This window comes from Pseudovibrio sp. FO-BEG1 (genome assembly GCF_000236645.1).
Taxonomy (GTDB): Bacteria; Pseudomonadota; Alphaproteobacteria; order Rhizobiales; family Stappiaceae; genus Pseudovibrio.
Genome location: NC_016646.1, coordinates 69,477 through 96,086, shown reverse-complemented (window position 1 = coordinate 96,086; position 26,610 = coordinate 69,477). Strand labels below are relative to the sequence as shown.

The following is a 26,610-nucleotide window of genomic DNA, read 5'->3' as shown; positions in this document are numbered from 1 at the left end:
AGCTGAAAAATGCATTCCGAATAGGTTAGGCGGAAGTATTTTCCTCAAATTGGACCAAAGCTCAAAAATTTCCCTTATTCATGAAGGTATATCAATCGGCTCAAGACATTAATTCTCAGGGCAACCTGATAGCCTCGCGGAATAATAATTATTCCAATGAAACCGACGGGGAGTTTAATGAGCGCAGCTTCACTGGAAACTTTGGGAACACTGGAAAGCCGTGTGCGATGGCTTGCCTCCTGGACCATTCACAATGCCAATCATCTGCGTGGGGCTGATGTTGGTGATGTGAAAGTTGGCGGCCATCAGGCCTCCTGTGCCTCCATCAGCACCATCATGACTGCGCTCTATTTTCATAGCCTGCGCCCACAGGATCGGGTGGCCGTGAAGCCCCATGCTGGACCGATTTTTCATGCAATCCAGTATCTGGCCGGGAACCAGAGTCTGGAAAAGCTGCAGAACTTCCGTGGATTTCATGGTGCACAGTCTTACCCATCACGCACTAAGGACGTTGATGACGTTGACTTCTCAACCGGCTCCGTTGGTCTTGGTGTTGCCCAGACGCTGTTTTCCTCACTGGTGCAGGATTATGTGAAGGCCCATGGCGGTCTCAATAAAGCACCGGAAGGTCGTATGATCTCTCTGGTCGGCGATGCCGAGATGGACGAAGGCAACATCTACGAGGCATTGCTGGAAGGCTGGAAGCATGGCCTGCGCAACTGCTGGTGGATCGTGGACTATAACCGTCAGTCTCTGGATGCGGTGATCCGTGAAGGGCTTTGGGAGAAGTTCGAAAGCATCTTCCGTAACTTCGGTTGGGACGTAGTCACCCTCAAGTATGGCAGTTTGCAGGAAGAGGCTTTCAAAGAGCCGGGTGGCAACAAGCTGCGTGATTGGATCGACCTATGCCCCAACCAGCTTTACTGCGCCCTGGCCTATCAGGGCGGTGCTGCGTGGCGTAAGCGTCTGCTGGATGATCTGGGAGATCAGGGTGAAGTTACTGAACTGATCGAGCGCCGCAGTGATGAAGAGCTTTCAAAGCTCATGTGCAATCTGGGTGGTCATGACCTGCCCTCCCTGATCGAAGCCTTCGAGAAGGCAGGCAAGCATGACCGGCCTGTTCTTTTCCTATGCTACACGGTTAAAGGCTTTGGTCTTCCTCTTGCTGGACACAAAGACAACCATGCAGGGTTGATGACGTCCAAGCAGATAGAAGAGTACCGCAAACTGGAAGGTATTCGCGAAGGGCATGAGTGGGACAAGTGGGAGAGTGCTTCAGACCCGCAGGACTTGGAAAAGTTTGTTGCTGAAGCGCCCTTCTTCTCCAAAGGCAGCCGCCGGTATTCCGCTAAGACTGTGCCTGTTCCTTCGCAGTTACCTGCTCCAAATGCTGCGGAGAAGATGCTCTCCACCCAAATGGGGTTTGGGCAAATTCTGCATGAAATTTCTAAGCAGGATGAAGAGCTGGCAAAGCACATCGTCACCACCGCACCGGATGTCACCGTTTCCACAAACCTCGGCCCCTGGGTGAACCAGCGTGGTTTGTTTGCCAAGGAAGAATTAGCCGATACGTTCAAGGCAGAACGGATCCCTTCCACCTTCAAATGGGCGTTTTCTCCGCAAGGCCAGCATATTGAGCTTGGGATTGCTGAGTCCAACTTGTTCCTGCTGCTTTCCGCATTGGGGCTGTCTCACAGCATTAACGGTCAGCGCCTGCTGCCGATTGGCACGGTCTACGATCCGTTCATTCTGCGAGCCGCAGATCAGCTCAACTACGCCTGTTATCAGGATGCCCGCTTCATGCTGGTGGCAACGCCGTCAGGTGTCACGTTGGCACCAGAAGGCGGGGCACACCAATCCATCAGCACGCCGTTGATTGGAATGGCACAGGACGGACTTGCTGCGTTTGAACCTGCCTTTGTGGATGAGCTGGCAACCATTATGCGCTTTGGGTTCGACTATATGCAGCGTGATGGTGAGGGTGATCCAGATGAACGCACCTGGCTGCGGGATCAGACTGGTGGCTCCATCTATCTGCGCCTTTCCACTCGTCCGCTGGAACAACCGCTGCGCACTTTCACACCTGAAGAAGAGCAGGATATTGTCGATGGCGCGTACTGGCTACGCAAGCCGGGGCCGAATGCGGAGATTGTGATTGCGTATACCGGCGCTGTTGCTCCTGAAGCGATCAACGCTGTTGGTCTGATGGCAGAGGATCGCCGTGATGTGGGGCTGCTTGCCATCACGTCTGCAGACCGCCTCAATGCAGGCTGGACAGCTGCACAGCGCGCGCGAGATCGCGGTGCGTTGCATGCCCGCAGTCATATTGAGCGCCTGTTTGATGATGTGCCGGATAATTGCTCGCTGATCACTGTGCTGGATGGCCACCCAGCAACGCTTGCTTGGTTGGGGGCCGTTAAAGGCAACAGTATCCGCACGCTTGGTGTGGAGCACTTTGGCCAAACGGGCACCATCGCTGATCTTTATGCGCATTACGGCATCGATACCCAGTCGATTTTGCGTGCGGCTGAAACGATTTCGACAGGCGGCAAGATTCGCTACATCAAGGCAAGTTAGGCTTGCATGGCAGAAGCGATGTGTGGTGCATTGCTTCTGCTGTTTTGATCATTGCGCTCAACGAACGCTGCCTGCTGCAAGGATTTCGCCGTGACCTTAGATTTCTCCCAGTACACGCTTGGCTATGACATCCCCGCTTTGCCTGGGATGAAGGTAGAGGACGTACAAACACCTGCGCTGATCGTGGAACTGGATGCCTTCGACCATAACCTTTTGAAGATGCGGGACGAGATCGCCAAGTACGGCGTGCGCCATCGGGCACATTGCAAAATGCACAAATCTGCTGAGATCGCGAAACTGCAGATGGAACAAGGCCATGCTTGTGGTGTGTGCTGCCAAAAGGTGAGCGAGGCCGAAGCGCTGGCAAGAACAGGCATCACGGACATCATGGTGTCCAACGAGGTTTGCGATCCTTACAAGATTGACCGTCTGGCTCAACTGCCAAAACTGGGCGCACGTATTCTCGTCTGCACGGATAACCTGCCAAACATCGCGGCCCTTTCTGAGGCTGCCGTGAAGCATGGTACGGAACTTGAAGTTCTGGTGGAGCTGGACTGCGGCGGTAGCCGCTGCGGTGTGGCGGACAGTGCTGCTGTGCTGGAGTTGGCAACTGCGATCATTAAAGCTCCGAACCTGCGTTTTGCTGGTATCCAGTCCTATCAGGGGGCGGCTCAACATGCTTATGAGTACGCGGATCGGAAGGCTCTTTTAGATACGGCGATCACCATCACCAAGGACGCGGTTGATCTGTTGGAAAGCAAGGAGATCCATTGCGATATTGTTGGTGGTGGAGGCACAGGCTCTTACCCGTTTGAGGCTGCTTCAGGTGTGTTCAACGAGCTGCAATGTGGGTCCTATCTGTTCATGGATGCGGACTATCGCCGCGTGAAAGATAAAGATGGTCAGTATCTGCCCGCCTTTGAGCATGCGCTTTTTCTGCTAACCTCAATCATGTCCACCGACATTGATGGTCAGGCTGTTTGTGATGCGGGACTGAAGGCGCACAGTATCGATTCAGGACCACCAGAGGTGTTTGAGCGTCCTGACCTGCAGAGCCTTGATTACTCAGATGAACACGGTGTTCTCAAAGATCCGCAGAACACTTTGAAAATCAACGACAAGATCAAGCTCGTGCCGGGGCATTGTGACCCGACTTGTAACCTGCACGACTGGTATGTAGGTGTACGCGGTGGTGTGGTGGAAACGCTCTGGCATGTGACTGCGCGCGGCAAGTTCTATTAGGCCCTCACCTCAGTGTTTGACAGTTTCCGGCTTCCTCTGTAGGTTGCGCGGCAAGGGTTCAGGCCCCTGCCGCTCGCAGAGCACATGCTCATGGTGAAGCCTGAAACAAGAGAGACGACATCAGCCTAAACAAGCGGGTTGGTGGCAATGCGAGCCCCATCAAATTGATCCCGCATAGTTTGAGGCTATGACATGAATGGATCTCTTCCTTCCCTTTCCGCGTTAAAAGCGCAGGCAAAGCAATTGCGTGCTGCGCTGGAAAAACGCGGCGAAACCATTTCGCACTCCCAGACACTGGAACTCATCGCCCACCAGCATGGTTATCGGGACTGGAACACCCTTTATGCCGCTGTCGGCAATCGTCCGCCCGTGCTGTATCTACGTCCCGGCGACAGAGTTCAGGGCAAGTACCTTGGTCAGCGGTTTGATGCTGAAGTTCTTGGTGTGCAGAGTTCAGTAGCAGCTTGCCGGGTGCGGTTGACTTTGCAGTTTGATGAGGCAGTGGATGTGGTGAGTTTTGACAGTTTCTCCTCCTTCCGCCACCGTGTGACCTGCACATTGAATGCAGATGGAGTGACCAGTGAGAAGACCTCTGATGGTGAGCCTCACATGGTGCTCACCGGGCTTTAGCTTTTCAAAAAAGACCGGGAGACCTGAGGCCTCCCGGGTTAAAAGAGGATGCAATCATCCCGTCAGGCGTAACTCAATGGAACGACAGCATGTCCGTTGAGTTCGCCAATCAGGAGGCGCTGGATACCGCCCACTGTGCTGAGCGTTACCTCGCCCGCATCCACACTCTCGGCACCTGTGATTGATCGGGGAAGCTTGAGATCCAGCGAGATGTCGCGCAGCCGGACTTTCTCCTGAATGACTTCAATGTTGGTGCTCTTGTTTTGGCCACGCAGCCGTGGAGTCGAGAACAAGGTATGCAGCAAATAGCGCTTGTTCTCCGGCTGGTGGCGCAGGATCACCCTGAGACCGGGCATAGGCTCATGGGTGGTGGTGACCATCGGCTCTTCCAGCAAAGAGCCAATGAGATTGCGCAGGGCCTCCAGCAAAACCACAGGCCCCTTCTGCATGTAGATAGAAAAGACGGAATGCGCGAGATAGGTGATCTGACCTTTGCTGACACCGACTGCATAGCCTGACTTTTCGCGTCGGTTCGGTGTGTGCTGGTGTCCGCAGAAATGCTTGATGGAACGTGCAAAGTACGGCTCATAGACATCTCCAAGAGACGTGCCATCGGTTACCCTGATCCGTTGAGATCCTTCATAGAGGCACACAGGTGTTTTCGGCGCATCACCAAACTCTGGGGCCGATAGAAGTGCGTAATCCACGTCAAACGGGCTGGTGCCGTAATACTCTGCGCCGATATCAAACAGGAACCCATCTTCGCCAAGGCCACTTTTGCCGGAGAGAAGAAGCTTGCCGCCACCTGCCAGATAAGCGTCCAGCTTGGCCTTGAGGTCAGCATCCACCTGCACCTCATCAGGCAGGATCAGGAGTTTGTAAGGGCTGAGATCACAGCTCCTGTCCAGAACATCAAACTGCATCTGACATTCCAGCAGCAAGCGCACAACGCCCTCGTCTCCCGGCACGTGTTTGGGCCAGGTGCGGATGGTGTAAGGATCGTTGATGGCTTCAGCAGACAAGACACCGATCTCGGCAAGGCCTTCACTGCCAGAGTGATAAGCTTCTCGATCTTCAATCAGCTTGAAAGCCTGCCCAATTCGCTCGTAGGTGGTCTGGTCAATAATGCCTGAGGGATGCAACTGATCCCCCACCGAGCTGCCTGCCCCGAAGGCCAGCATCATGGCGCTTTCCTGCTCCAGAGCATCGCCGGGTTTATACGTGCCAAACTCGCCCCAGAAGGTGTGGAACTTGCCCGTCATGCCCAGATACTTGGCGCCGATGGTTTCGGCATAGCGGGCGGAGACGGGAAAGTGCTCATAGCCCCAACCGCCTGTTGGCAGACTCTCAATTTCCAAATGACTGTCGAAACCAAGGATACGTCTGTCGCCACGGGTCACATGGCCGTGGTTGTGAAAGACTGGCAAGTCTGCATGAACACAACGTGCAGCGGCTGTTGTTCTGCGCAAAAACTCATCGCGCATATCTGCTGCATGGCGCACGAGGTGTTCGGTGTTCTGCCAATCCAGCCCTTTGGTCTTCAAAGCATCCATGCTTTGTGAGCTGAGGCTCACATACTGGTGGCAGATGTCGAGGAAGATGCCGTCGTTTTCCGGAAACAGCCGGGCCACCTCTTCAATCTGGGCGCAAAGGTAATCCAGATAGCTGGTTCCGAAGTCCAGAATGCCCCAGCTTGGTCCCTGCAGATGATCAATCCCACCCGTGGTAATCCACTTGCCGTGTTCATCCACCACGCGCCATTCCGGGTGCTCATGGCAGGCCAGCTCATCCCATGCGCAGCTCAGATAAATGGGTGTGGCAATGCCCCGGGCTTTGCAGGCATCTATCTGCCGGCGCAGCAGGTTGGTCTTGAGGTTGGGGTGTGGCTTGCCAACCTTCGTGGGATGGTAGGAATAACCGTGGTGGCATTTGGCAAAGAGGGTGATGGATTGCACGCCCGCCTTCACCAAGGTGTCGCCAAACTCGTCTTCATCAAAATGCAGCCCAATATCAGGGACGTGCGAGCCAGTATGAAAATCTAGATGCACCTGCCGCAGCAACAACGGATCATTCAGCGTTCTTCTCGTCATTATGCAAATTCCTTGGTGAGCGCGATGGTTTGTTCGTGCTCGTCAAACAGATAAATAGCTTCGGGTTTTAAGGAGACCGTCCATGGCGTACCGGGCTCGTGAAAGTGCTGCCCGTTCTCCAAAACGGAAATGTATTGCTTGTTGGGCAAGACCATGTGCGAGAGCGTCTCGCGGCCCAGTTGCTCAACAACGCTGATGGTGCCGCGCAACGTGGAAAGGCCACGTTCCCCTTCCACCACCTCGTTGGGCCGAATGCCCACACAGACTTTCTGGCCACTAGCTACAGCGTCGTGTCCCCGCCAGCGGTTTGGCAGCTCAAGCCCGACGCCATCGCCCAGTTCTAGATGCAAGCTTTGCTCGGTAACGGTTGTGATGTGGCCATGCAGGAAGTTCATCTTGGGCGTTCCGATGAAGCCAGCGACGAACTTGTTGCAAGGGTTATTGAAGAGCTCGATGGGTGTACCCACCTGCTCAATCACTCCGTCACGCATTACGACAATCTTGTCGGCCATGGTCAGCGCTTCCACCTGATCGTGAGTTACGTAGATCATGGTGGCCTTGAGCCTGTTATGCAGCTTCATCAGCTCAAGGCGCATCTGGACACGCAGCTCTGCATCCAGATTGGAGAGCGGTTCATCGAACAGGAACACATCCGGGTCTCGAACAATGGCGCGGCCAATGGCAACGCGTTGACGCTGCCCGCCGGATAGTTCCCCCGGTTTGCGTTTCAACAGTTGCTCAATCTGCAAAGTCTGTGCAACGTCCTGCACTTTCTCACGGATCAAAGCGGAAGGTTGCCGCGCCACGCGCAGGCAGAAGCCGATGTTCTGCTCTACGCTCATATGCGGGTAGAGCGCGTAGGATTGGAATACCATTGCGATGCCGCGCTTGTCGGCCTCGACATCATTGATGACACGCTCACCAATCTGGATGGTGCCATCAATGATGTTTTCAAGGCCGGCAATCAGCCTCAGGAGAGTCGATTTTCCGCAACCGCTAGGGCCGACAAGCACAACAAACTCACCGCTTTGCACGGCCAGATTGATGTCATGTAGCACGTCCACATCGCCGAAACTCTTACAGAGATTAGAAATAGTTAGCGTCGTCATTTATTTTCCCATGCCTGTAAGAGAACGAACAAAATGCTTTTGCATGGCCAGATACAGCGCAACGATGGGCAACGCTGAAAGCAGCACCGCAGCCATGATCGCCCCCCAGTCACTGGAGTACTGACCCTGAAAGGACGTCAGCCCTAGCGGCAGTGTCTTCACGTCTTTGGAGGTGAGGATCAAAAGGGCGATGAGGAACTCGTTCCAGACAAACACCACCTGAAAGATCGCAGCGCTGAGCAGAGCTGGTTTTGAGAGCGGCAACACGATGAAAAACACCGTGCGCAGCTGCGAGCATCCATCCAGCTTGGCGGCTTCCTCAAGGTCTTTGGGAAACTCCAGAAAGAACGCGTAAAGCAGGATAACCGTGAACGGGATGCCAAAGGCGATGTAAGGCAGGATCAAACCCGCCAGCGTGTTGAGCAACCCGAACCCATCCAGCAACTGGAACATGGGCACCAGCACAGCATGCAGTGGCACTGCATAAGAGGCCACGATGAGCATATAGACCCACATGCGGCCCTTGAACGGAATGCGTGCCAGAGCGTAAGCCGCCAGTGTGGAGATTGCGACGATACCTGTCACCGAGAACACGGAGGTGATCAGCGAGTTGAGGAAGTAAGTTCCAATCCCGGATGAGAACACCCGCTCAAAGTTGCCGAAGTAAAGCTCATTCGGCAGGCCGGACGGATTGGCGAAGATCTCACCACGCTTCTTGAATGCGGTGAACACCATCCAGCTGAGCGGTGTGAGAATGAACACGCAGTAGCCGCCGATGAAGATGTACATCATGAGCCGGAGCGTTTTGAAGGGCATCTTGATCATCTGTCCCTCCGGCTGGTGCGCAGTTGAATGAGACCGAGGCCGAGAGCGATCACGAGGAGGACAACCGAAACCGCGTTAGCATATCCCATCCGCCCGATGGTGAAGGCGTTCTGGACGATGTAGGAGCCCATCACCTGCGTTGAGTTGCCGGGGCCACCCGAGGTGAGAACATAAACAAGATCAAACACCTTGAAGGCGCTGATGACGGTGATGAGAACGCAAACAATCAGCACGTTGCGCAGCTCTGGCAGTGTCACGTTGAAGAAGCTGAGGATCGGCCCTGCCCCGTCCAGTTTGGCAGCTTCATAAAGCTCCCGCGGGATGCCCTGCATTGCAGCCAGCAGGATGATCATCATGAAGCCGGTGTATTGCCAGAAGCCCACGAAGATGATGGCGTAAAGGGCGATATCAGGATCGCCCAGCCAACCACGCATAGGTGTTGACCAACCCATGTTGAAGAACAGCTCTTCAATCATGCCCGTGTTTGGGTCAAACACCAGCCGCCACAACAGACCAATGGCAATGGTAGAGATCACGATGGGCATGAAGATAATCGCGCTGATCACGCTCTTCCCGCGTTTGATGCCGCGATCCAGAATGGCGGCGAGCAGCAAGCCTACACCAATCTGTAAAATGATGCCTGTGACTGCGATGATGATGTTGTTTTCAAACGCGATCCAGAACACATCGTCCTGCACGATCTCAATGTAATGAGAGAAACCAACGAACTGTTTGGTGGGCGATGTGAGCCCGAATTTGTAGAGCGAGTAAACGAGTGTTTGGATAAACGGCACGAGGATGAACAGGGCGAACAGGCTGAGGGCCGGTAACACCATGATCCATCCGAAGACGGAACTCGTGCCGAAGATGGAGGATGGAGTGGCGCGGCGGGCCGCGCTCTCCTGTTCCAGAAGTACTGTCATAGATAAGACTCTGCTGAGAGTGGAAGGGCTTAGCCCTGTTGCTCTTTTGCCTTTTGAGCGCGCGCACGGATTTCATCCATGGCTTGCTCGGGAGTCTTGGTTTCATTCAGCACTTCCTGAATGATGCTGAGGTAGTGCTCAGAAACAGACTTCTCCAATCCCACATCCAGAATAAGCACGAGACCGGCATAACTGCCTGCATCCTTGGCGATTTTGCGGAAGATCGGTGTGCCGTCTTCTTCACCCATGTGAGAGGCGTTGACTGGTAGGCGCCCAAAGTCACGAGCGCGTTTGGCCTGTGTTTCGCCGGAAACGAGGAAGTTCACGAAGGTGGAAGCGGCGTCTATATTCTTCGTTCTGGCAGAGATCTGGTAGCCTTCCAGCAAGGCGAAGTTATAGTCCTGATTGCCTTTGCCGTTTTCGGCTGCCGGGAAGCGGGCCAGGTCATATCCGCCTTCAAGACCTTCGCTGTCGAAAGTGCCAGGGCACCAGTTTCCGCAGTAGATCATAGCTGCCTGACCAGCTGCAAAAAGGCTGCGGGAGGCATCGGCTGTGGTGGCGTTTGGTGCTTTGTTGAAGCAACCAGCCTGACTGAGATCGACCAGCGTTTGCAGGGCTTCCACATAACCGGGATCGGAGAATAGTTCAGAGGCTTTGCCTTGCAGCGCATAGTCTTTGGCGACTTGTGCCTCACCTACAATCTTTTGGTTCAGCGTGGAAATGTAGTGGACACCTTTCCACTTCTCCGCATTGCCAAGTGAGATAGGCGACATGCGCGGATTGATGTCGCGGATTGCCTTACAAGAGGCTTTCAGCTCGCCAAGTGTGGTCGGCACGCTCAGGTTGTTGTCAGCAAAAAAGTTGGTGTTGTAGAACATGTATTTGGTGATCAGGTGCGTTGGTACGCCATGGATTTTTCCGTTCACGGAGAACGCATCAAACATGCCCGGTGCGATCTTTTCGCCCCACATACCTGGCAGTGCGCCAATCTCTGTCAGATCTGCCGTGAGGCCATTGCGTGAAAGCACGGCTGCATCTTCGCCAGACCAGTTGAAGAAGATGTCCGGCCCTGCATCAGAGGCCAGTGCCACCTGCAAACCTGTTTTGTAGGCATCCGTCGGAAAGGTCTCATAGTTGATTGAGATGCCGGGATGAGCCTCCTCGAAGGTGGTGATCACCTCTTCCCAGTGTTTGTTGACCGCATCAGAAGAACTGGTCAGGTTCCAGACCTTGAGTTCTGTCTCAGCACTGGCCAATGAAAATGATGAACACGCAAAAAATGAAGCCGCTGCCGCGAGCCGAATGAGTTTCATAATATCCCCCCAGACTGGCAGGTTCTCCCCCATCGAGACCCTGCGTCATGCTGGAAGTTTTCCTTTAGTTGATACCGTTGTCAACTAATTTCAACAGTTTCAACTTTGCTGCAAAGCGGCATATTTGCTCTGCACAGATCCTATGTCTTCTGAAACAAAAACACTTTCCCGTTCTTCGGCGCTTGTGAAAAAATCAGCGCAGACGCGCCACGGAATCACGCAGGATCACATCGCAAGAGACGGTCATCTTGCGGGATGAGGAAGAAATCCCGTTGTTGAGCCGCGTCAGCATCATCTCCACCAAACGCGACGCAATTACATCATGCGGCTGCGCAATTGCGGTGATGCTTGGGGTAAGCAAGCGGAAGAAATACGGGTCGTCGTAGCTGACCAGAGACAGGTCCTTTGCAACTTGCAGCCCCTGCTCCTTCATCGCTTCCAGCACGCCCATGGTCATCTCGTAGTTGACGGAGAACAGTGCGGTTGGCGGTTCGTCCAACGCCATCAACTGCTGAAGTGCGAAGTAGCCATCTGATAGCCGCCACGACCCTTCGCAGACGTATTCTTCTATGACCTGAAGGCCTGCTTCTTCCATAGCATCACAGAACCCCTGATAACGCCCGCGGGAAGAGGATTGCAGATCACTGGCCTTGATGATCGCGATGCGTTCATGTCCCATCTCGATCATATGCTGAACGGCTCGCTTGGAGGCTTCGCGGTTGTTCACCAGTACTCGGTCAATATCAATGCCGGTGGCTTCATCGTTGAACAGGACGATCGGCTTTTGTAGGGAGCGCAGTTGATCCAGTGAGATGGTGTTGTTGAACGTGCCGCTCATCACCACCCCATCAAACTTGCGGGCCGTCATGATGGACATAAGGTTGTCCAACTCGCCCGGTTCGTTCTTCAGGTGATAGGTGGTGACCTGATAGCCGTGGTCAAAAAACTGGGTGATGACATTGGAGAGCACCTGCGTGTGGAACTCGTCAAAGCCATCCATCACCACGGCAACGGTCTTAGTGACATCGGTCTTCATGGCCTGCGCGAAGGTGTTGGTCTGGTAGCCCAGTTCCTTGATCGCTTCGCGAATGCGCAACTCGTTGGTCTTGCGGACCTCGCGCCCATTGATGAAACGGGACACCGTGCCAACGGCCACACCGGCACGTTCGGCCACATCCACAATGGTGGCTGTCTGACGGTCGTCTCTCGTTTCGCTCATCCGGTCCTCTTGGTGTGCTGTTGCAAGCACCGGAGCTTGCATGAGTTTGCTATCCAGCACAACCACCCTGTGTATCAAGAGGCCTCAACCGCAAAATGACCGTCTACCCAAAACTCCTGCTTGAACACATGGGTGTAATTAAACTATACTGTGATACTCATATTTAAATTGCTGGCGGAGTGAGATGCCGCCAGAGGCACGGAAGAGGCGCTACCCATGGATGTTGGGGCAAATGATGTTTATCTGGAACGCCAACCAGAAAGACTGGTTCTGGAAGGTTATCGTCGGTGGTCTTCCGGCTTTGAAACCGGTTCCATCGCGCCTTGGGAAATGGCTTGGGATTTGTACAGCGAAGCTCTTGGACATCAGGATGCTGGCGTCGCTCTGGCAAGCCTCTCCCAATATGTGCGCACACTGAAACGCTGTGCCGCCTGCCCGCTTCGGTGCTATCCCTACGATTCTCAGCATCTTTGTGTCGAAGAATGCCTGACGATGGGTCTGATTGCTGGGCTCCAGCACGATACGGACACAGCAAAATTCTGCCTGCAACACATCACCTGCCCTCAGCGCTGCGAGGAAGTTGAACAAGCCGCCGCAAACTTTGCCGAAACCCTCAAAAACCTCGGCCAGGTCATGCTGCCTGTGCCATCACATGTGCTGACGGATATCGTGAAAAAGGGTTCTGGTGGTATCGCTCATTAGGTCGACTGGCTGAGCTTTTCAAAAGTTGGACGATGATCAGAATCGTCTAAATACGATTTGCTATTGAATGAGGACGCTCTGTTTCAGATGCGTCCTTTTTTGCTTTTTGTGCCTGTCTGTTGTCTCAACTTTCTTTACTCAACATACTTATCTGATATTTCACAGGTTTCCTTCTAGGTGCGCTGCGATAAATCAGGGGTTGTGCACAGCCGGGATTTACAAGCGGAAAATCATGTTTCTAAAATTGGTCTGACGTCTGATGGCAGACAAAACGAAACGAACATCTGTGCGGAGCCCAACTTGCCAAGCCCATCCAATAATAAAATTCGGCCAATCAAGACCGAGGACAGAAGCAATGCGATCCTGCAATCGCTGACAGACTTCATCGTGGAGGAAGGCTTGCAGCCCGGTGACAGACTGCCCACGGAACGAGAGCTGATGAACGGCCTGAAGGTTGGCCGCTCGTCCATTCGTGAGGTGATCCGTCATTTGCAAGCACTGGGTATTGTTGAGATCCGTCGTGGGTCCGGCACTTACCTGAAGCGCCCACTTTCAGAGAAAACGGTTTATCTGCCGCTGTCCATTGCCACTAAACGGGATGGCCTGTTGCAGACGCTGGAAGTGCGCCGGGCGTTGGAGGTGGAAGCCTCCATTCTGGCAGCACAGCGGGCAACACCTGATGAGATCGAAGAGATGCGCACCAAGCTGGAGCACATGGAAGCGGTCCATCACCTTAATGGCACAGCCGGCCCTGAGGACCTTGAATTTCACCTCTCCATCTACCGTGCAGCAGGAAACCCGCTGTTTGAGCAACTGTTGCAGCAGATGCGCGAGTCTTTTGAGAGCTTTTTTGAGATGCCGTTCGACCGCAAGGATTTTGCCGGACGGTCTTTTCCATTTCACCGACAATTATTTGACGCCATCGCCAGTGGAGACACGGAGAAGGCCCGCAAACATACCTTGGAAATTTTGAGTGTGGTAGAAGAAGATATTGTGCAGATGGCACAGGAAACGGACCTAGTATGATCGATCTGTGGGGGGAGGACACAGCAACAGTTGTCGCGCATGACGAAGCATCCTTTGCGGATGCAGTGGTGCCGCCGATTTTCCAGAACTCGCTTTTCACGTTCTCCTCCTATCAGGAGATGTGTGACACCTTCGCGGGCAAGATCAACCGTCCGGTTTACACCCGTGGCATCAACCCAACTGTGCGGGCGTTTGAGGAGAAAATCGCAAAGCTGGAGGGCTCTGAAGATGCTCTCGCGCTTTCCAGCGGAATGGCTGCTATTTCTTCTGCCATCTTGTCGGTGGTGAAACCCGGAGACCGGATCCTTTCCGTCAAACATGTTTATCCGGATACCTTCCGCTTTTTCGAGATTTTCCTGCGCAAGTTCGGTGTCAGTGTCGATTATATCGACGGCAGCAATCTGGCGACCGTTGAAGCCGCCCTGCCCGGCCACTCCCTATTTTATCTCGAAAGCCCGACAAGCTGGATCATGGAGGCCCACGATGTGAAGGCACTGTGTGAGCGTGCCAAAGAGGCCGGTGTTACCACGATCATCGACAACAGCTGGGCTTCGCCGATCTTCCAAAACCCGATTAAACTGGGCTGTGATATCGTGGTGCATTCGGCCTCTAAGTACATCAGCGGCCATAGTGATGTGGTGGCCGGTGTGATCGCCACATCCGCAGAGCGCGTTGCGCAGATCCGTGGGGAAGTGACCCAGTATCTGGGTAGCAAGTTGTCACCGTTTGAGGCTTGGCTGCTCCTGCGTGGTTTACGGACCTTGCCGCTACGCATGAAAGCCCATGAGCAGGCAGGTATGGAGATCGCTAAAAGACTGGCGGAACATCCTGCGGTTAAAACGGTTTTCCATCCGGCGTTCCAGAACAAGGCTCACCCGGGTCTGCGTGGAACCTCCGGTCTCTTTTCAATCGAGCTGGCTGAAAATGTCAGCGTCGAAGCGCTTTGTAACCACCTGAAAATTTTCAAAATCGGTGTGAGTTGGGGTGGGCATGAAAGCCTGATTTGCCCTGCACAGGCCTCTCTTATCCAGTCGGGAGGACCGAACTCTACCGCATTCTTTGGCGTGTCACCGCACGTCGTTCGCCTGAATGTCGGCCTTGAAGACCCTGAGGATCTCTGGGGGGACCTCCAAGAAGCGTTGGGAGCCGCATCAGAATAACATTGCTAGAGGAGAGGCAATTATGAGTTTGAAGAAGTTATTGGCTGCAAGTCTTGTGGCAACAGCTATTGCAGGTCCGGCAGTTGCTGAAACCAACCTTCAGCTGGTGGAAGTGATCACGAGCCCGGAACGTACCAAGGTTTTGCAGGGTATCGTTTCTGAGTTTGAAGCAGAAAACCCGGGCACCAAAGTTGAAATCATCTCGTTGCCATGGGGGCAGGCATTCGAGAAGTTCGCGACCATGGTCTCTGCTGGCCAGACACCGGATGTGGTTGAAATGCCAGACACATGGGCTGCGCTTTACGCCAATAACGGCGCTCTGGAAAGCCTCGAGCCTTACCTCACAAGCTGGGACGGCACAGACAAGCTGAATGCCCGCACCATTGAGATGGCCCGCAGTGGCACCGGCACCGCTTACATGCTGCCTTACGGCTTCTATCTGCGCGCTATGTTCTATAACAAGAAGCTCTTCAAGGAAGCTGGTGTTGAGAAGCCACCGTTGACATTGGATGACTTCCGTGAGGCTGCTGAGAAGGTTTCTGCACTGCCAGGTAAATACGGTTTCTGTCTGCGCGGCGGTTCGGGTGGTCTGAATGGTTGGGCGGTGTTCGGTGCGACAACGGCTGGCACTGATCAGTTCTTCGATGAAGAAGGCAACAGCATCATGTCCACCGAGGCGTGGATCAAAGGTGCGCAGTTCATGGTGGATCTTTATCAGGATGGCCTTGCACCAAAAGACAGCCTGAACTGGGGCTTCAACGAAATCGTGGCTGGTTTCTACTCCGGCACCTGCGCCATGTTGGATCAGGATCCAGATGCTTTGATTGGTATTGCGCAGCGCATGGACCCGAACGACTTTGGCGTAACCACCATGCCAAAAGGGCCAAATGGCAAAGCTTATCCAACCATCGGATACGCAGGCTGGTCCATGTTCTCTGACAGTGAGCACAAAGACGCCTCGTGGAAGCTGATCGCGAAGCTGCAGAGCCGTGATGCGAACCTTGAATGGTCCAAGCGTGTTGGTACTCTGCCAATCTACAAGGATGCTGAGAGCGATCCGCACTACAACACCCCGCAGTTTGCTGGTTGGTTTGAAGAGCTGTCCGATCCGGACGTACACCCGCTGACCATGCCAACTCACCTTGAAGAGTTTGCGTTCTTCAAAGACTCCATGTCCATCCGTACCAGTCAGGAAGCTCTGCTGGGCCGCAAATCTGCGGAAGAGCTGGGCAAAGAGTGGGGGGATTACCTCTCTGCAGCACAGAAAAAGTGGCTGGCTAAACAGTGATGACAGCTGCTATAGACCTTGGAGCACACCCTGCCAATCGGCAGGGTGTGACCTCCCGCAGATTCCTATCCCGACTTGAGCCCTACTTTTACGCCAGCCCGGCCATTGTGCTGTTGGTGACGGTGATGATGGTGCCGCTGGTGGTTGGCCTGACGTATACGGTCAGAGACATCCGCATCCTAAACCCGTTCAGCGGCGGCTATGTGGGCTTTGCGCATTTTGAAGCGGTCTGGCACGACCAGAACTTCCATAATGCGCTTTTCAATACCTTTTGGTGGACAGTTACGTCGCTGTTCTTTCAATTCTTTCTGGGGTTGACGCTCGCTCTCTTGCTCAATCGCACTTTTCCCGGGCGACGCATCATCCAGTCTCTTGTGTTCCTGCCATGGGCCGTGCCTGCGTTTTTGTCGGGCCTTAATTGGGCGTGGATGTTTAATCCGGTCATCAGTCCCCTGCCCCATTGGTTGTTTGCGCTTGGCATCCTGAGCGAGCCGACAAATATCCTGTCGGATCCTGATCTGGCCATGTGGGGACCGATTGTTGCCAACATCTGGTTCGGCATACCGTTTTTTGCCATCACCTTGCTCGCAGCGCTTCAATCCATTCCAGGTGAGATTTATGAGGCGGCTTCCATTGATGGCGCGAGCCGCAGGCAGCAGTTTGTCAGTATCACGCTGCCGTTTCTTGCGCCGACCATCGCGATTACGCTGATGCTGCGCACCATCTGGATCGCCAACTTTGCTGATCTGATCATCGTTATGACCAATGGTGGCCCGGCGGATTCAACGCAGATTGTCTCCAGCTACATCTTCACGCAGGCCTTCCGCCGTCTGGACTTTGGCTATGCCTCCGCGATCGCGGCTGTACTGCTGGTTCTGCTGCTGGCTTATGCGGTCTCCATCATCTTCATCAGACGCAGTCTGCTGCGCGAAGCCTGAGGCTCTGTTATGGCATACTATGCAAAATCAAAGGGCCAACGGGTGGTGGATTGGAGTGTCCATTACGGCCTGCTCGCTTGTTTTCTGTTCTTTGCCCTGTTCCCGCTCTTCTGGCTGTTCAAGGTGGCTGTGACACCCACGAACCTGCTCTATTCTGAAGGCATCCGCATGTGGCCCTCTGAAACCACATGGGCGAACTTCGCGCAGGTGATGACGGATACGGACTTCCCGCAGTTCTTCATCAACTCGGCTATTGTGTCTGGCGCAACGGCTCTCATTTCCACGCTGATTGCGGCAGCTGCGGGCTACTCATTCTCGCGGTTCCAGTATCGCGGCAAGGCCATCATTATCGTGCTGATGCTGATCACCCAGATGTTCCCGCTGGTGATGCTGATTGCACCGATCTTCCGTATTCTCACACCACTGGGGCTGACGGATAGTCTGCTTGGGCTTGTTGTGGTCTACACGGCCTTCAATGTTCCTTTTGCGACCTTTCTGATGCAGTCGTTTTTTGATGGCATTCCCAAAGACCTTGAAGAAGCAGCCATGATTGATGGCAATACGCGTTTTGGGGCGCTGGTGAAGATCATCTTCCCGCTCACCCTGCCGGGTATTGCAGCCACACTTGGCTTTGTGTTCACCGCGGCGTGGAGTGAATTGCTCTTTGCGCTCATGCTGGTCAGCAGTCCGGATGCTGTCACCTTCCCTGTTGGTCTGCTGACGTTCATCTCCAAGTTCTCTGTCGATTTCGGGCAGATGATGGCAGCGGGTTTCCTGGCGCTCATTCCGGCAGCAATCTTCTTCTTCCTCATCCAGCGTTATCTGGTGCAGGGTCTTACCGCCGGTGCGGTCAAAGGATAACGAGGTACTCTATGGCTTCTATTCAAATCACCGAGGCAACCAAATCCTACGGCAACACTGCCGTACTGCATGGAATTGATCTGAACATTCAGGATGGCGAGTTCATTGTGCTGGTAGGCCCGTCCGGCTGCGGAAAATCCACTTTGCTGCGCATGATTGCAGGGCTTGAAGAAGTGACGTCTGGCTCAATCTCCATCAACGAGCGGATCATCAATGATCTGCCGCCGCGCGATCGGGATATCGCCATGGTGTTCCAGTCCTACGCGCTCTACCCGCATATGAGCGTGGAAGAGAACATCAGCTACGCGATGACCCTTCGCAAGTCGCCAAAGGAGAAGATTGCAAGTGCGGTCAATGGGGTCTCCAACATCCTCGGCCTGAATGGTCTGTTGGAACGCCGCCCGAAAGCACTCTCCGGAGGTCAGCGGCAGCGTGTTGCTATGGGGCGGGCGATTGTGCGTGATCCGCAGGCATTTTTGTTTGATGAACCGCTCTCCAATCTGGACGCACGCCTTCGCGAGCAAATGCGGTCTGAAATCCGCAAGCTGCACCGCAAGCTGAAAGCGACCTCCATCTATGTGACCCATGACCAGATTGAAGCCATGACCATGGCCGACAGAATCGTGGCCATGCACGATGGCTATATCCAGCAAGTGGGCACACCGCTGGAAATCTACGATAAGCCAGCAAATGTTTTTGTTGCCTCTTTCATCGGGTCTCCGGCCATGAACTTTATTCAGGGCACCGCCACAGCTTCTGGTGACGGTTATCATCTGCAAACGGAAGAAAACCATCAGATTATTCTGCCGGAAAGTGCGGGTTTGAAGGACCAGATGGACATCATGCTGGGTGTGCGGCCTGAGCATCTGATGATCACGGAGGAAGGCCCGGCAACCCTTCCCGCAACAGTAGATCTGATTGAGCCCATGGGGCTTTCCACGCTGGTTCATGTGCGTGTTGGTCAGCACAGCCTTAAAATCTTCACACTCGACCGGCCTGATATCGCTGAAGGCACGCAAGTGCACGTGTCTTACGTGAAAGAAAAACTGCATATGTTTGATGCTCGAACGGAAATGCGGCTGGAGTCTCCCGTATAAGTTCCCCGAACTGGTTCGTTGTTTCGACAACGAACCACCTTTCTGGACTCAGGGTTTTCACGTTCTTCTGGGGCAACCTAAACTGGTATAAACACTGCCTGATATATAACCAGTGCAGAAGGAAGTGCTCTGAATGCCGTCGATCAGTCTGGCCGTTGTTGGTTTGGGAATGGCCGCAAAACCACATCTCGAAGCGCTTGATCTTTTGAGAAATCACGTCGAGGTTGCTGGCCTTTACAATCGAACCAAAGCCAAGGCTGAGGCCGTTGCTGAAAAGTACGGCTGGACGTGTTTCGATAGCCCCGAAGAGATCGCAGGCGATCCGGAGATCGATGCCGTCCTTCTGCTGACACCGCCAGACCAACGGCATGATCTGGTGGAGCTATTCTCCAACGCTGGCAAGCACATCCTGACAGAAAAGCCACTGGAACGAACTTATGAGGCTGCGGCTGAACTGGTGGAGCTCTGTGACTACGCAGGCATAAAGTACGGCGTTGTGTTTCAACACAGGTTCCGCGAAGGGGCAAAGCAGCTCAGAGCGCTGCTTTCTGAAGGTGCTTTGGGCGACATTCATCTGGTGCGCGCAAACATTCCGTGGTGGCGGGATCAGGCTTATTATGATCAGGCAGGCCGGGGCACTTATGAAAGAGACGGTGGCGGCGTGCTCATTACGCAAGCAATCCATGTGCTGGACCTGATGCTCAGCCTGACTGGACCGGCCAAATCCGTTCAGGCTCTTTGTGCCACGACCGGTGCGCACAAGATGGAAGCGGAAGACTTTGCCACTGCGGGTGTTGAGTTCCACAGTGGTGCGGTCGGTTCCATCATGGCGACCACTGCGACCTATCCGGATGCAAAAGAGACACTGGTGTTTGATGGCTCCAAGGCTTCTGCGCATCTGGAAGGCAGCAAGCTGACGGTGACCTATCGTGATGGCTCTATCGATGTGTTTGGCGGGCGCAATGGTTCGAAGGATGGCACAGGCGGTGGTGCAAACCCTATGGCGTTTCCGTGTGACTGGCACCGGGATCTGATCGACGATTTTGCGCTCTCCATCATTGAACATCGCGACCCGAAAGTGACAGGTCATGATGCTCTAATGGTCCATGCGTTGATCGAAGCGATCGAGACTTCTTCGCGCACTGGCACACGCGCAGATGTGCGGGAAGCTGAACCTTCCAAAGCCTACATCTGAGGCACTTTCAAAGCATGTAGAAAGAAAAAGAGCAGGAGGCCGGACGAGGGCTCTCCTGCTCGGGTATTAGGCATCATCCGTGGGAGGTTTTAGCCTAAAATCTTTAACTGGCTAACTAGGCTTTTGCCCGTTTGCGCTGGCGGTATTGGTCCGCAACCACTGCAGCTACAATGATACCACCTTTCACGATGTCTTGGATGTAAGCATCAATACCAAGGAAGGTGAAACCACTCATCATTGTACCCAGAATAATGGTGCCAATAACGGTGCCTGTGATGCGACCGACGCCGCCTGCAAGACTTGTTCCGCCAATAACAGCTGCAGCGATGGCGTCAAGCTCATATGCAAGGCCCATACCTGCCTGTCCACTACCAGCACGCGCTGCGGCTACAACACCACCCAGACCAGCCAGCAGACCAGCAAGGGTGTACACTTTGATCAGGTGACGACCAACGTTGATGCCGGACACTTTTGCAGCCTGAACGTTTGCACCGGTTGCGTAGGTGAACTTGCCGTAACGGGTGAAGCGCAAGGCTATGTGGAAGATCACCGCAGCCATCAGGAAGATGATCACTGGAATGGTACCGGAACCGAGCCACATATATTCTTCAGAAAGCAGGCTGATTGGCTGGCCCTTGGTGTAGTAGCGTGCCAGACCGCGTGCAGTTACCATCATGCCCAGAGTTGCGATAAACGGAGGGATGGCCGTGTAGGCTATGAGCGACCCGTTTATGAACCCGGCTAAGGCCCCGACGGCGATACCTGCGAACACTGGTACGAGGAACGGCATATCCGTGAACATCGGGAAGACAGCACGGGCATAGTCGGAGGTTTGCGCAAAACTGGCCGCCACCATGGCCGAGAGTGCAAGCACCGAACCTGAGGACAGGTCAATACCGCCGGTGATGATCACCTGTGTTACGCCAATGGCCAGAAGGCCGATGATGGAAACCTGCAGAACCATGATCAGCAGGCGCTGTGGGTTAAACAGGAAGGTATCGCCCTTCACAATCCAGCCCAGTACTTCAAAAAAGACTGCAATGCCGATCAGAACGAGGAAGATGTTGGCCTCGACCGGCAGTTTTCTAGCTGGAGCGTTGTTCTCAGCTACGTCTGTTGCATTTGCCATCTGGCAAGTCCTTTCAATCTCTGCGTCGGGCGCTTAAAGCTGCCGCGCATGAAAATTCTTAGTTGGAAGCAAGGCGCATAACGCTGACCTGATCTGCTTCAGCTCGGTCCAGAATTCCGGTGACATGTCCTTCGTGCATCACCATCACGCGGTCACTCATGCCCAGCACCTCCGGCATCTCGGAGGAGATCATGAGAACAGCAACGCCCTCACCTGCCAGTTTGGTAATGAGCTTATGGATTTCAGCCTTCGCGCCCACGTCGATGCCGCGGGTTGGCTCATCCAGAATGAGAATGCGGGGTTTGGTCAGCAGCCAGCGACCGATCAGAACCTTCTGCTGGTTGCCACCAGACAGGTTCTCGATGCGCTCGTTCATGCCCGGCGTTTTCACACGAAGTGCGTCACTCATCTCCTTGCAGAGCTTGGAAACAGTGCTCTCAGCGACAAAGCCGCCTTTCACGTGATCCTGACTGAGCAAAGCGATCTGCATGTTCTCCTGAATGTCGAGCATCAGGAACAGACCAGTGTCTTTACGGTCTTCAGTCAGCAGCGCCATGCCATGATCCATGGCTTCAGCCGGTGTTTTGATCTCAACCGTCTCGCCAAACACATCGATGGTGCCAGCGGTGGCTGGTGTCACGCCGTAGATGGTCTCTGCCACGTTGGTGCGGCCTGAGCCCACCAGACCGGCAACGCCGAGGATTTCGCCTGCCCGCAGATCAAAGCTCACGTTCTCGAACACACCGTCTAGACACAGGTCCTTTACAGAGAGAACCACGTCCCCGATTGGCACTTCCTCTTTCGGGAACATCTGGGTGATCTCGCGGCCCACCATCATGCGGATAAGCTGGTCGCTGTCCAGATTGCTGGCCAGATCGGTACCGATGTACTTGCCATCGCGGAAGACGGACACGTCATCTGCAATCTCAAAAACCTCGTCCATCTTATGGGTGATGTAGACGATGCCTTTTCCGTCAGCCTTCAGGCTGGCAATGATCTGGAAGAGGTGTTCAACTTCACGGTCTGTCAGGGCCGAGGTTGGCTCGTCCATGATCAGAACATCGGATTCATAGGAAATTGCTTTTGCAATCTCGACCATCTGCCGGTTGGCGATGGAAAGGTCACGAACTTCAGTTTCCGGATCCAGACTGATGTTCAGTCGGTCAAACAGCTTCTGGGTGTTCTCACGCAGGGCTTTGTGGTCAACAAACCCAAGCTTGGTGAGTGGCTCCCGGCGGATCCAGATGTTTTCGGCGATGGTCATGAACGGCATCAGGTTGAGTTCCTGGTGGATCATGGCAACGCCTTGCTCCAGAGCATCCAGCGGCGTGTGCATTTGCACCTGCTTGCCACCCAGACGGACCTCGCCTCGATCTGGCTGGTAGATGCCTGCAATGATTTTCATCAGGGTGGATTTACCCGCCCCGTTTTCTCCCATGAGGGCATGAACTGTGCCGGGTCGGATACGCAGGTTCACATCATCCAGTGCAACAACACCGGGGAACTCCTTGCGCACACTATCGACTTCTAGCAGGTACTTTTGTTGGGCTGCGGCACCCTTATTCTCACGTACCGCTTCTTGTGTGCTTAAACTCACAGTCCGTGAACTCCATTTTTCTGCTGGCAGTGTGAGGGGCTCCCGGGTGCCTGGCCCGGAAGCTTGATCACTTGGTGCCTGCGCGCGGTCCTCTCGTTTGCCTGAGTTTGTCAGGCGGACGGCGCTGCAAGGCAAAAGCGGAAGACTGTCAAAGCCTTCCGCTCAACTGCTTACTTGTCGAGGTACTCGCCAAGGTTAGCTTTGTTCACCAGCTTGAATGGGATCCAAACAATGGTGTCTACTTTTTCGCCGCGAGCCAGCTTCAGAGCAGCTTTAACGGAACCTGCGCCCTGGCCTTTAGCGTCCTGGAACACGGTTGCGAACAGCTGACCAGCTTTCATGGAAGCAAGAGCGTCCGGAGTAGCGTCAACACCTGCAACTGCGATGTCGCTTGCTGCGATGCCAGCCTGCTTCATCGCGATCAGAGCGCCCAGAGCCATTTCGTCGTTGTTAGCTGCAACAGCGTCGATTTTGGTGCCGGAAACGATCCAGTTGTTCATCAGGTCGATTGCTTCTGCGCGCTGGAAGTCAGCGGTCTGCTCTTCAACAACCTTGATGTCTGGATAGTTGCCCAGAACTTCCTTCACGCCCTGTGTACGGCCACGGGTACCGTTGGAAGCCAGTTCGCCAAGCATGATAGCAACGTTACCCTTGCCACCCATCTGCTTTGCCAGTTCTTCCATCTGCAAACGTCCGGCAACAACTTCATCAGAGCCCACGAACACAACCTTTTCAGGCAGTTCTTTGTCTTCTGGCTTACGGTTTACGTAAACGAGTGGGATACCGGCGCTGTTGGCCAGTTTGGTGATGCGTGGTGTTGCGGAAGTATCAGCCGGGTTTACGATGATTGCGTCAACGCCCTGTGCAACGAAGTTCTGCACCTGGTCGATCTGCTTGCCGATGTCACCGCGTGCGTCTTCAAACTGAATTTCAACGCCGTTGGACTTGGCTGCTTCTTCACCCATTGCGTTACGCAGAATGGTCAAGAAGTTATCATCAAAATAAGCCATTGAAACGCCGATGTTCTCAGCCATGACGCTGGTTGTCATCATTGCCGATGCAGCAAGAGCCAGTAGAGTACGTTTCATTACTTCCTCCTCCGTGCCTTAGGTGGCACTTCTCCCAAGATTATGCTGGCGCAAGTCCCCACCTGCGCCAATTAATTTAGCGAAATCAGTCGCCTGGATACTCAGGCAGCGTTGGCTGCCTGCAATTCTTTTTTCAGGAAATCAAAGCTTGCCTGCGTGGCGTCCACCACGTTTTCAAGGGCATGCACAACTGGAGAAAATGGCTCCAGAGACACGTGGCCCGTATACCCGTTTGCAAGCATGGTTTTGATCTGGGCAGCGTTGCCCAGACGGTCCGCTTCACCCACCAGAAGACGGTGGTCATCCAGCATTTCAGCGATGGAAAGAGCTGGATCTTCCACGCCGGAAATGTGCATGAGACCTGTCTGGTCAGCGAAGAATTCGGTTTCTTCAGCAAGGTGATGATGGAATGTGTCATGCACCAGCTTGAACACGCCCTCACCGTCCACATCGCGGATCGCTGCTACAGCATCCGCCTTGCGGCGCAAGGAGCACTGCGGGAAGCCGAGAGGCTCAACCAGACCGGTTACACCGGCGGTTTCCAGCAGAGGCTTGAGTTCTTTCAGCGACTGGCGCAGGTTCGCTGCCAGTTCATCATCGCTTTTGCCATAGTCATGGTCGTTGACCGGACACATGACGAGGGCCTTGGAGCCACAACGCTCAGCAAAGCCGATCAGTTCGTTTGCTTCAGCAAGGCGAACCTCTGACCACTCGTTGAACCGTTGAAGTGCATTGATGCTGATGATTTCGACACCGTGCTTAACAGCCAGTGCCTTGACGTCTTCCGCTGGCGTGTTCAGTTCGAACGGATTGCCAGCAATGTCATTGCGGATTTCTACGGCATTGATCCCCATGGAAGCTGCCATTCCAAAAAACGCGTCCAACGTCATTTGAGGTGCCAGCATGTGGTTCAATGCGAAGTTGATGTTTCCCGACAAACGACTTCTCCCAATGTCCGATGTATAAACATCAATTTGATCTGCTAAAGATGATATGTAAGTAATGGTACCTGTCAATTTAGAGTCTGAAATTACTGATAAAATCGGATTCAGAGAACGAATATTCCATGAATTCAATATTTTGGAAGGTTTGCTCTCCCGAAGTCAAAATGTGAATTTCGGCGTAAAGATTGATGTGTTTGATGGCTTAACAATCAAAGGTGATATATATGAGGCGGGGCAGCTGGCAGAATCCGAGCGTGTTGGACATCGCAAACAAGGCAGGAGTTTCGACCGCGACAGTTGACCGTGTCCTCAATAAACGGGGTGGTGTTTCCAAGAGGAAGGTGGAGCTGGTTCATAAGGCTCTGAACGAGCTGCGTGCGCCGGAAGAGGTTGTCTCAGAAACAGTTTCTCCGATAACGGTTGGACTGCTGGTGGATTCCGGAACGAGCTTCATTGAGGAGCTTCTGGAGCTGGTGGAACGCCGCTATGGGGATGACCCGAATGTGCGCTTCAAGTGCTTCACATCCCACACCAAAGACTTTGAACCGAGTGTGTTTTCCGAGCAGATGATTGCCTGGGCGCGCAAGTATGACGGCATCATCATCGCCGTGCGCGAACACCCTGCGATCACCCGCGCTATTGAAGAAATCAGCGAAAATGGAACGCCTGTTATATGCCTGACCACGGACCAGGAGAGCCCTAAACACCTTGGTTACGTTGGGATGGATCAGATTGCAGCCGGTCTTTGCGCCGCGCAGTTGCTTGGTAAACTTTCAGGTGACCGGTCTGGCGAAATCTTCCTTGCGACCAGCGCACACTACCGCTGTCAGGAGGGGCGTGAGACCGGGTTCCGCCGCCTGTTACGCAAGGAGTACCCGAACCTCACCATCTCAGAAATCATCAACTCCAATGATGATGCGGAGACGGTTTACAAGCTTTTCAAAAGCAGACTGGATGAAGGGGCCAAACCGCTTGGCGTCTATAACGTGGCTGGCGGAAACACGGGCATTGCCAAGGCGATCCGTGAGCTGGGTTTACCGATCGCCTTTATTGGCCACGAGCTCAATGAGAACTCCCGCAGGCTGCTGGAGAATGGCCAGATGGACTTCGTAATCACCCATGATATGGAAACTGAGCTCAAGCGCTGTATTAAGCTCATTAGGCGGCAAAAAGATTTTCCTGATGGAAATCAACCAGAATACGAACTTTTACCGCCTGTTTTGAAGACACGCTTCAATATCTGATGGAATTTTTATGCAGACATTTGGATGAATTGAGCCAATATTCCAATCTATGAAATAAATATTCCATGACTATTGGTCTTCAGAAAGCGCAGAATTTCGCCAAAATACCTTAGGTATTCAATCTTAAGGGTTCTGCCGAAGCTGTTCAGGTGGTCGCATCATGTCAGGGCAACTGGCAAAGTGCGATCCGTAGTAGCGCTATACGTAATAACTCTGATGTTATTCACATCAAAAATGAGACGTCCGCTCAGTCAGTTTAGCCCTGACATGTGAGGAACGGATGTGTTTGCAGCGATCGCGCATGGGGTCAGAGAGCCGAAATCGCCTCTCTTTTTAAAAGAAGGAAGCTCCAGATGGATTCGCAGGTTCAATCTCTCCTTCAGATACACTTTGCGAGGCTGTCACTGGTCCCT

The 26,610-nt window shown here is 53.8% G+C and carries 22 protein-coding genes; 12 read left to right on the top strand and 10 right to left on the bottom strand.

Features of this window, described 5'->3' with window-relative positions; genetic code table 11:
• Positions 1–177: 177 nt before the first annotated feature.
• From PSE_RS25105 to PSE_RS25095, 3 genes are all read left to right on the top strand, one after another.
• On the top strand, positions 178–2,577 hold the full coding sequence (locus PSE_RS25105) for a transketolase (protein ID WP_014290203.1): 2,400 nt from the start codon (positions 178–180) through the stop codon (positions 2,575–2,577).
• A 90-nt stretch (positions 2,578–2,667) separates the two neighbouring features.
• Positions 2,668–3,819 (top strand): DSD1 family PLP-dependent enzyme, encoded by a 1,152-nt coding sequence (locus PSE_RS25100; RefSeq protein ID WP_014290201.1) that lies wholly within the window; start codon positions 2,668–2,670, stop codon positions 3,817–3,819.
• A 192-nt stretch (positions 3,820–4,011) separates the two neighbouring features.
• Positions 4,012–4,449 carry a glyoxalase superfamily protein gene (locus PSE_RS25095; RefSeq protein ID WP_014290200.1) on the top strand — a complete coding sequence of 146 codons (438 nt, stop codon included), beginning with the start codon at positions 4,012–4,014 and terminating at the stop codon, positions 4,447–4,449.
• A gap of 62 nt (positions 4,450–4,511) precedes the next feature.
• Here the strand turns inward: PSE_RS25095 and PSE_RS25090 are convergent, their stop codons facing one another.
• The 6 genes from PSE_RS25090 to PSE_RS25065 form a co-directional block, all read right to left on the bottom strand.
• The gene (locus tag PSE_RS25090; protein WP_014290199.1) at positions 4,512–6,539 is read right to left on the bottom strand and encodes an alpha-amylase family protein; all 2,028 of its coding nucleotides are present in this window, start codon (positions 6,537–6,539) and stop codon (positions 4,512–4,514) included.
• Complete coding sequence (locus PSE_RS25085) at positions 6,539–7,648, bottom strand: ABC transporter ATP-binding protein (protein WP_083841644.1); 1,110 nt, start codon at positions 7,646–7,648, stop codon at positions 6,539–6,541. Before PSE_RS25085 ends, PSE_RS25090 begins: the two co-directional genes overlap by 1 nt.
• The gene (locus PSE_RS25080; protein WP_014290197.1) at positions 7,649–8,473 is read right to left on the bottom strand and encodes a carbohydrate ABC transporter permease; all 825 of its coding nucleotides are present in this window, start codon (positions 8,471–8,473) and stop codon (positions 7,649–7,651) included.
• On the bottom strand, positions 8,470–9,396 hold the full coding sequence (locus PSE_RS25075; protein ID WP_014290196.1) for a carbohydrate ABC transporter permease: 927 nt from the start codon (positions 9,394–9,396) through the stop codon (positions 8,470–8,472). Before PSE_RS25075 ends, PSE_RS25080 begins: the two co-directional genes overlap by 4 nt.
• A 29-nt stretch (positions 9,397–9,425) precedes the next feature.
• Positions 9,426–10,709, bottom strand: coding sequence for an ABC transporter substrate-binding protein (locus tag PSE_RS25070; RefSeq protein ID WP_244421406.1), 1,284 nt, complete (start codon positions 10,707–10,709; stop codon positions 9,426–9,428).
• Between the two features lie 193 nt (positions 10,710–10,902).
• On the bottom strand, positions 10,903–11,928 hold the full coding sequence (locus PSE_RS25065; protein WP_041769274.1) for a LacI family DNA-binding transcriptional regulator: 1,026 nt from the start codon (positions 11,926–11,928) through the stop codon (positions 10,903–10,905).
• A gap of 216 nt (positions 11,929–12,144) precedes the next feature.
• Between PSE_RS25065 and PSE_RS25060 the strand changes: the two genes are divergently transcribed.
• From PSE_RS25060 to PSE_RS25025, 8 genes are all read left to right on the top strand, one after another.
• The gene (locus PSE_RS25060) at positions 12,145–12,630 is read left to right on the top strand and encodes a hypothetical protein (protein ID WP_008550968.1); all 486 of its coding nucleotides are present in this window, start codon (positions 12,145–12,147) and stop codon (positions 12,628–12,630) included.
• A 300-nt stretch (positions 12,631–12,930) separates the two neighbouring features.
• The gene (locus PSE_RS25055) at positions 12,931–13,656 is read left to right on the top strand and encodes a FadR/GntR family transcriptional regulator (protein ID WP_041769273.1); all 726 of its coding nucleotides are present in this window, start codon (positions 12,931–12,933) and stop codon (positions 13,654–13,656) included.
• A complete protein-coding gene (locus PSE_RS25050; RefSeq protein ID WP_014290191.1) occupies positions 13,653–14,816 on the top strand; it encodes a PLP-dependent transferase in 1,164 nt (387 codons plus the stop codon). The genes PSE_RS25055 and PSE_RS25050 overlap by 4 nt, the downstream gene beginning before the upstream one ends.
• A 28-nt stretch (positions 14,817–14,844) precedes the next feature.
• Positions 14,845–16,104, top strand: coding sequence for a sugar ABC transporter substrate-binding protein (locus PSE_RS25045; protein ID WP_041769272.1), 1,260 nt, complete (start codon positions 14,845–14,847; stop codon positions 16,102–16,104).
• Complete coding sequence (locus PSE_RS25040; RefSeq protein WP_014290189.1) at positions 16,104–17,042, top strand: carbohydrate ABC transporter permease; 939 nt, start codon at positions 16,104–16,106, stop codon at positions 17,040–17,042. Before PSE_RS25045 ends, PSE_RS25040 begins: the two co-directional genes overlap by 1 nt.
• 9 nt (positions 17,043–17,051) lie before the next feature.
• On the top strand, positions 17,052–17,903 hold the full coding sequence (locus PSE_RS25035) for a carbohydrate ABC transporter permease (protein WP_008551133.1): 852 nt from the start codon (positions 17,052–17,054) through the stop codon (positions 17,901–17,903).
• An 11-nt stretch (positions 17,904–17,914) separates the two neighbouring features.
• Positions 17,915–19,000 (top strand): ABC transporter ATP-binding protein, encoded by a 1,086-nt coding sequence (locus PSE_RS25030; RefSeq protein ID WP_014290188.1) that lies wholly within the window; start codon positions 17,915–17,917, stop codon positions 18,998–19,000.
• 133 nt (positions 19,001–19,133) lie between these two features.
• The gene (locus tag PSE_RS25025; protein ID WP_014290187.1) at positions 19,134–20,195 is read left to right on the top strand and encodes a Gfo/Idh/MocA family protein; all 1,062 of its coding nucleotides are present in this window, start codon (positions 19,134–19,136) and stop codon (positions 20,193–20,195) included.
• A 115-nt stretch (positions 20,196–20,310) separates the two neighbouring features.
• Here PSE_RS25025 and PSE_RS25020 read toward each other — a convergent pair whose 3' ends face one another.
• The 4 genes from PSE_RS25020 to PSE_RS25005 form a co-directional block, all read right to left on the bottom strand.
• Positions 20,311–21,324, bottom strand: a complete 1,014-nt coding sequence (locus PSE_RS25020; protein ID WP_008550884.1) for an ABC transporter permease — start codon at positions 21,322–21,324, stop codon at positions 20,311–20,313.
• 58 nt (positions 21,325–21,382) lie between these two features.
• The gene (locus tag PSE_RS25015; protein ID WP_041769271.1) at positions 21,383–22,921 is read right to left on the bottom strand and encodes a sugar ABC transporter ATP-binding protein; all 1,539 of its coding nucleotides are present in this window, start codon (positions 22,919–22,921) and stop codon (positions 21,383–21,385) included.
• A 170-nt stretch (positions 22,922–23,091) separates the two neighbouring features.
• Positions 23,092–24,009, bottom strand: coding sequence for a sugar ABC transporter substrate-binding protein (locus tag PSE_RS25010; protein ID WP_008551018.1), 918 nt, complete (start codon positions 24,007–24,009; stop codon positions 23,092–23,094).
• A gap of 101 nt (positions 24,010–24,110) precedes the next feature.
• Complete coding sequence (locus PSE_RS25005; RefSeq protein WP_041769270.1) at positions 24,111–24,914, bottom strand: TIM barrel protein; 804 nt, start codon at positions 24,912–24,914, stop codon at positions 24,111–24,113.
• Positions 24,915–25,177: 263 nt separating this feature from the next.
• On the opposite strand from PSE_RS25005, the gene PSE_RS25000 reads away from it, so the two are divergent.
• Complete coding sequence (locus PSE_RS25000; protein ID WP_244421405.1) at positions 25,178–26,197, top strand: LacI family DNA-binding transcriptional regulator; 1,020 nt, start codon at positions 25,178–25,180, stop codon at positions 26,195–26,197.
• Positions 26,198–26,610 lie beyond the last annotated feature (413 nt).

Bases quoted from the DNA above. Each gene is read 5' to 3' on its own strand.
- PSE_RS25105 (WP_014290203.1), top strand. From the start codon at position 178: ATGAGCGCAGCTTCACTGGAAACTTTGGGAACACTGGAAAGCCGTGTG.
- PSE_RS25095 (WP_014290200.1), top strand. From the start codon at position 4,012: ATGAATGGATCTCTTCCTTCCCTTTCCGCGTTAAAAGCGCAGGCAAAG.
- PSE_RS25090 (WP_014290199.1), bottom strand. From the start codon at position 6,539: ATGACGAGAAGAACGCTGAATGATCCGTTGTTGCTGCGGCAGGTGCAT.
- PSE_RS25085 (WP_083841644.1), bottom strand. From the start codon at position 7,648: ATGACGACGCTAACTATTTCTAATCTCTGTAAGAGTTTCGGCGATGTG.
- PSE_RS25080 (WP_014290197.1), bottom strand. From the start codon at position 8,473: ATGATCAAGATGCCCTTCAAAACGCTCCGGCTCATGATGTACATCTTC.
- PSE_RS25075 (WP_014290196.1), bottom strand. From the start codon at position 9,396: ATGACAGTACTTCTGGAACAGGAGAGCGCGGCCCGCCGCGCCACTCCA.
- PSE_RS25070 (WP_244421406.1), bottom strand. From the start codon at position 10,709: ATGAAACTCATTCGGCTCGCGGCAGCGGCTTCATTTTTTGCGTGTTCA.
- PSE_RS25065 (WP_041769274.1), bottom strand. From the start codon at position 11,928: ATGAGCGAAACGAGAGACGACCGTCAGACAGCCACCATTGTGGATGTG.
- PSE_RS25060 (WP_008550968.1), top strand. From the start codon at position 12,145: ATGGATGTTGGGGCAAATGATGTTTATCTGGAACGCCAACCAGAAAGA.
- PSE_RS25050 (WP_014290191.1), top strand. From the start codon at position 13,653: ATGATCGATCTGTGGGGGGAGGACACAGCAACAGTTGTCGCGCATGAC.
- PSE_RS25040 (WP_014290189.1), top strand. From the start codon at position 16,104: ATGACAGCTGCTATAGACCTTGGAGCACACCCTGCCAATCGGCAGGGT.
- PSE_RS25035 (WP_008551133.1), top strand. From the start codon at position 17,052: ATGGCATACTATGCAAAATCAAAGGGCCAACGGGTGGTGGATTGGAGT.
- PSE_RS25030 (WP_014290188.1), top strand. From the start codon at position 17,915: ATGGCTTCTATTCAAATCACCGAGGCAACCAAATCCTACGGCAACACT.
- PSE_RS25025 (WP_014290187.1), top strand. From the start codon at position 19,134: ATGCCGTCGATCAGTCTGGCCGTTGTTGGTTTGGGAATGGCCGCAAAA.
- PSE_RS25020 (WP_008550884.1), bottom strand. From the start codon at position 21,324: ATGGCAAATGCAACAGACGTAGCTGAGAACAACGCTCCAGCTAGAAAA.
- PSE_RS25010 (WP_008551018.1), bottom strand. From the start codon at position 24,009: ATGAAACGTACTCTACTGGCTCTTGCTGCATCGGCAATGATGACAACC.
- PSE_RS25005 (WP_041769270.1), bottom strand. From the start codon at position 24,914: ATGCTGGCACCTCAAATGACGTTGGACGCGTTTTTTGGAATGGCAGCT.
- PSE_RS25000 (WP_244421405.1), top strand. From the start codon at position 25,178: ATGAGGCGGGGCAGCTGGCAGAATCCGAGCGTGTTGGACATCGCAAAC.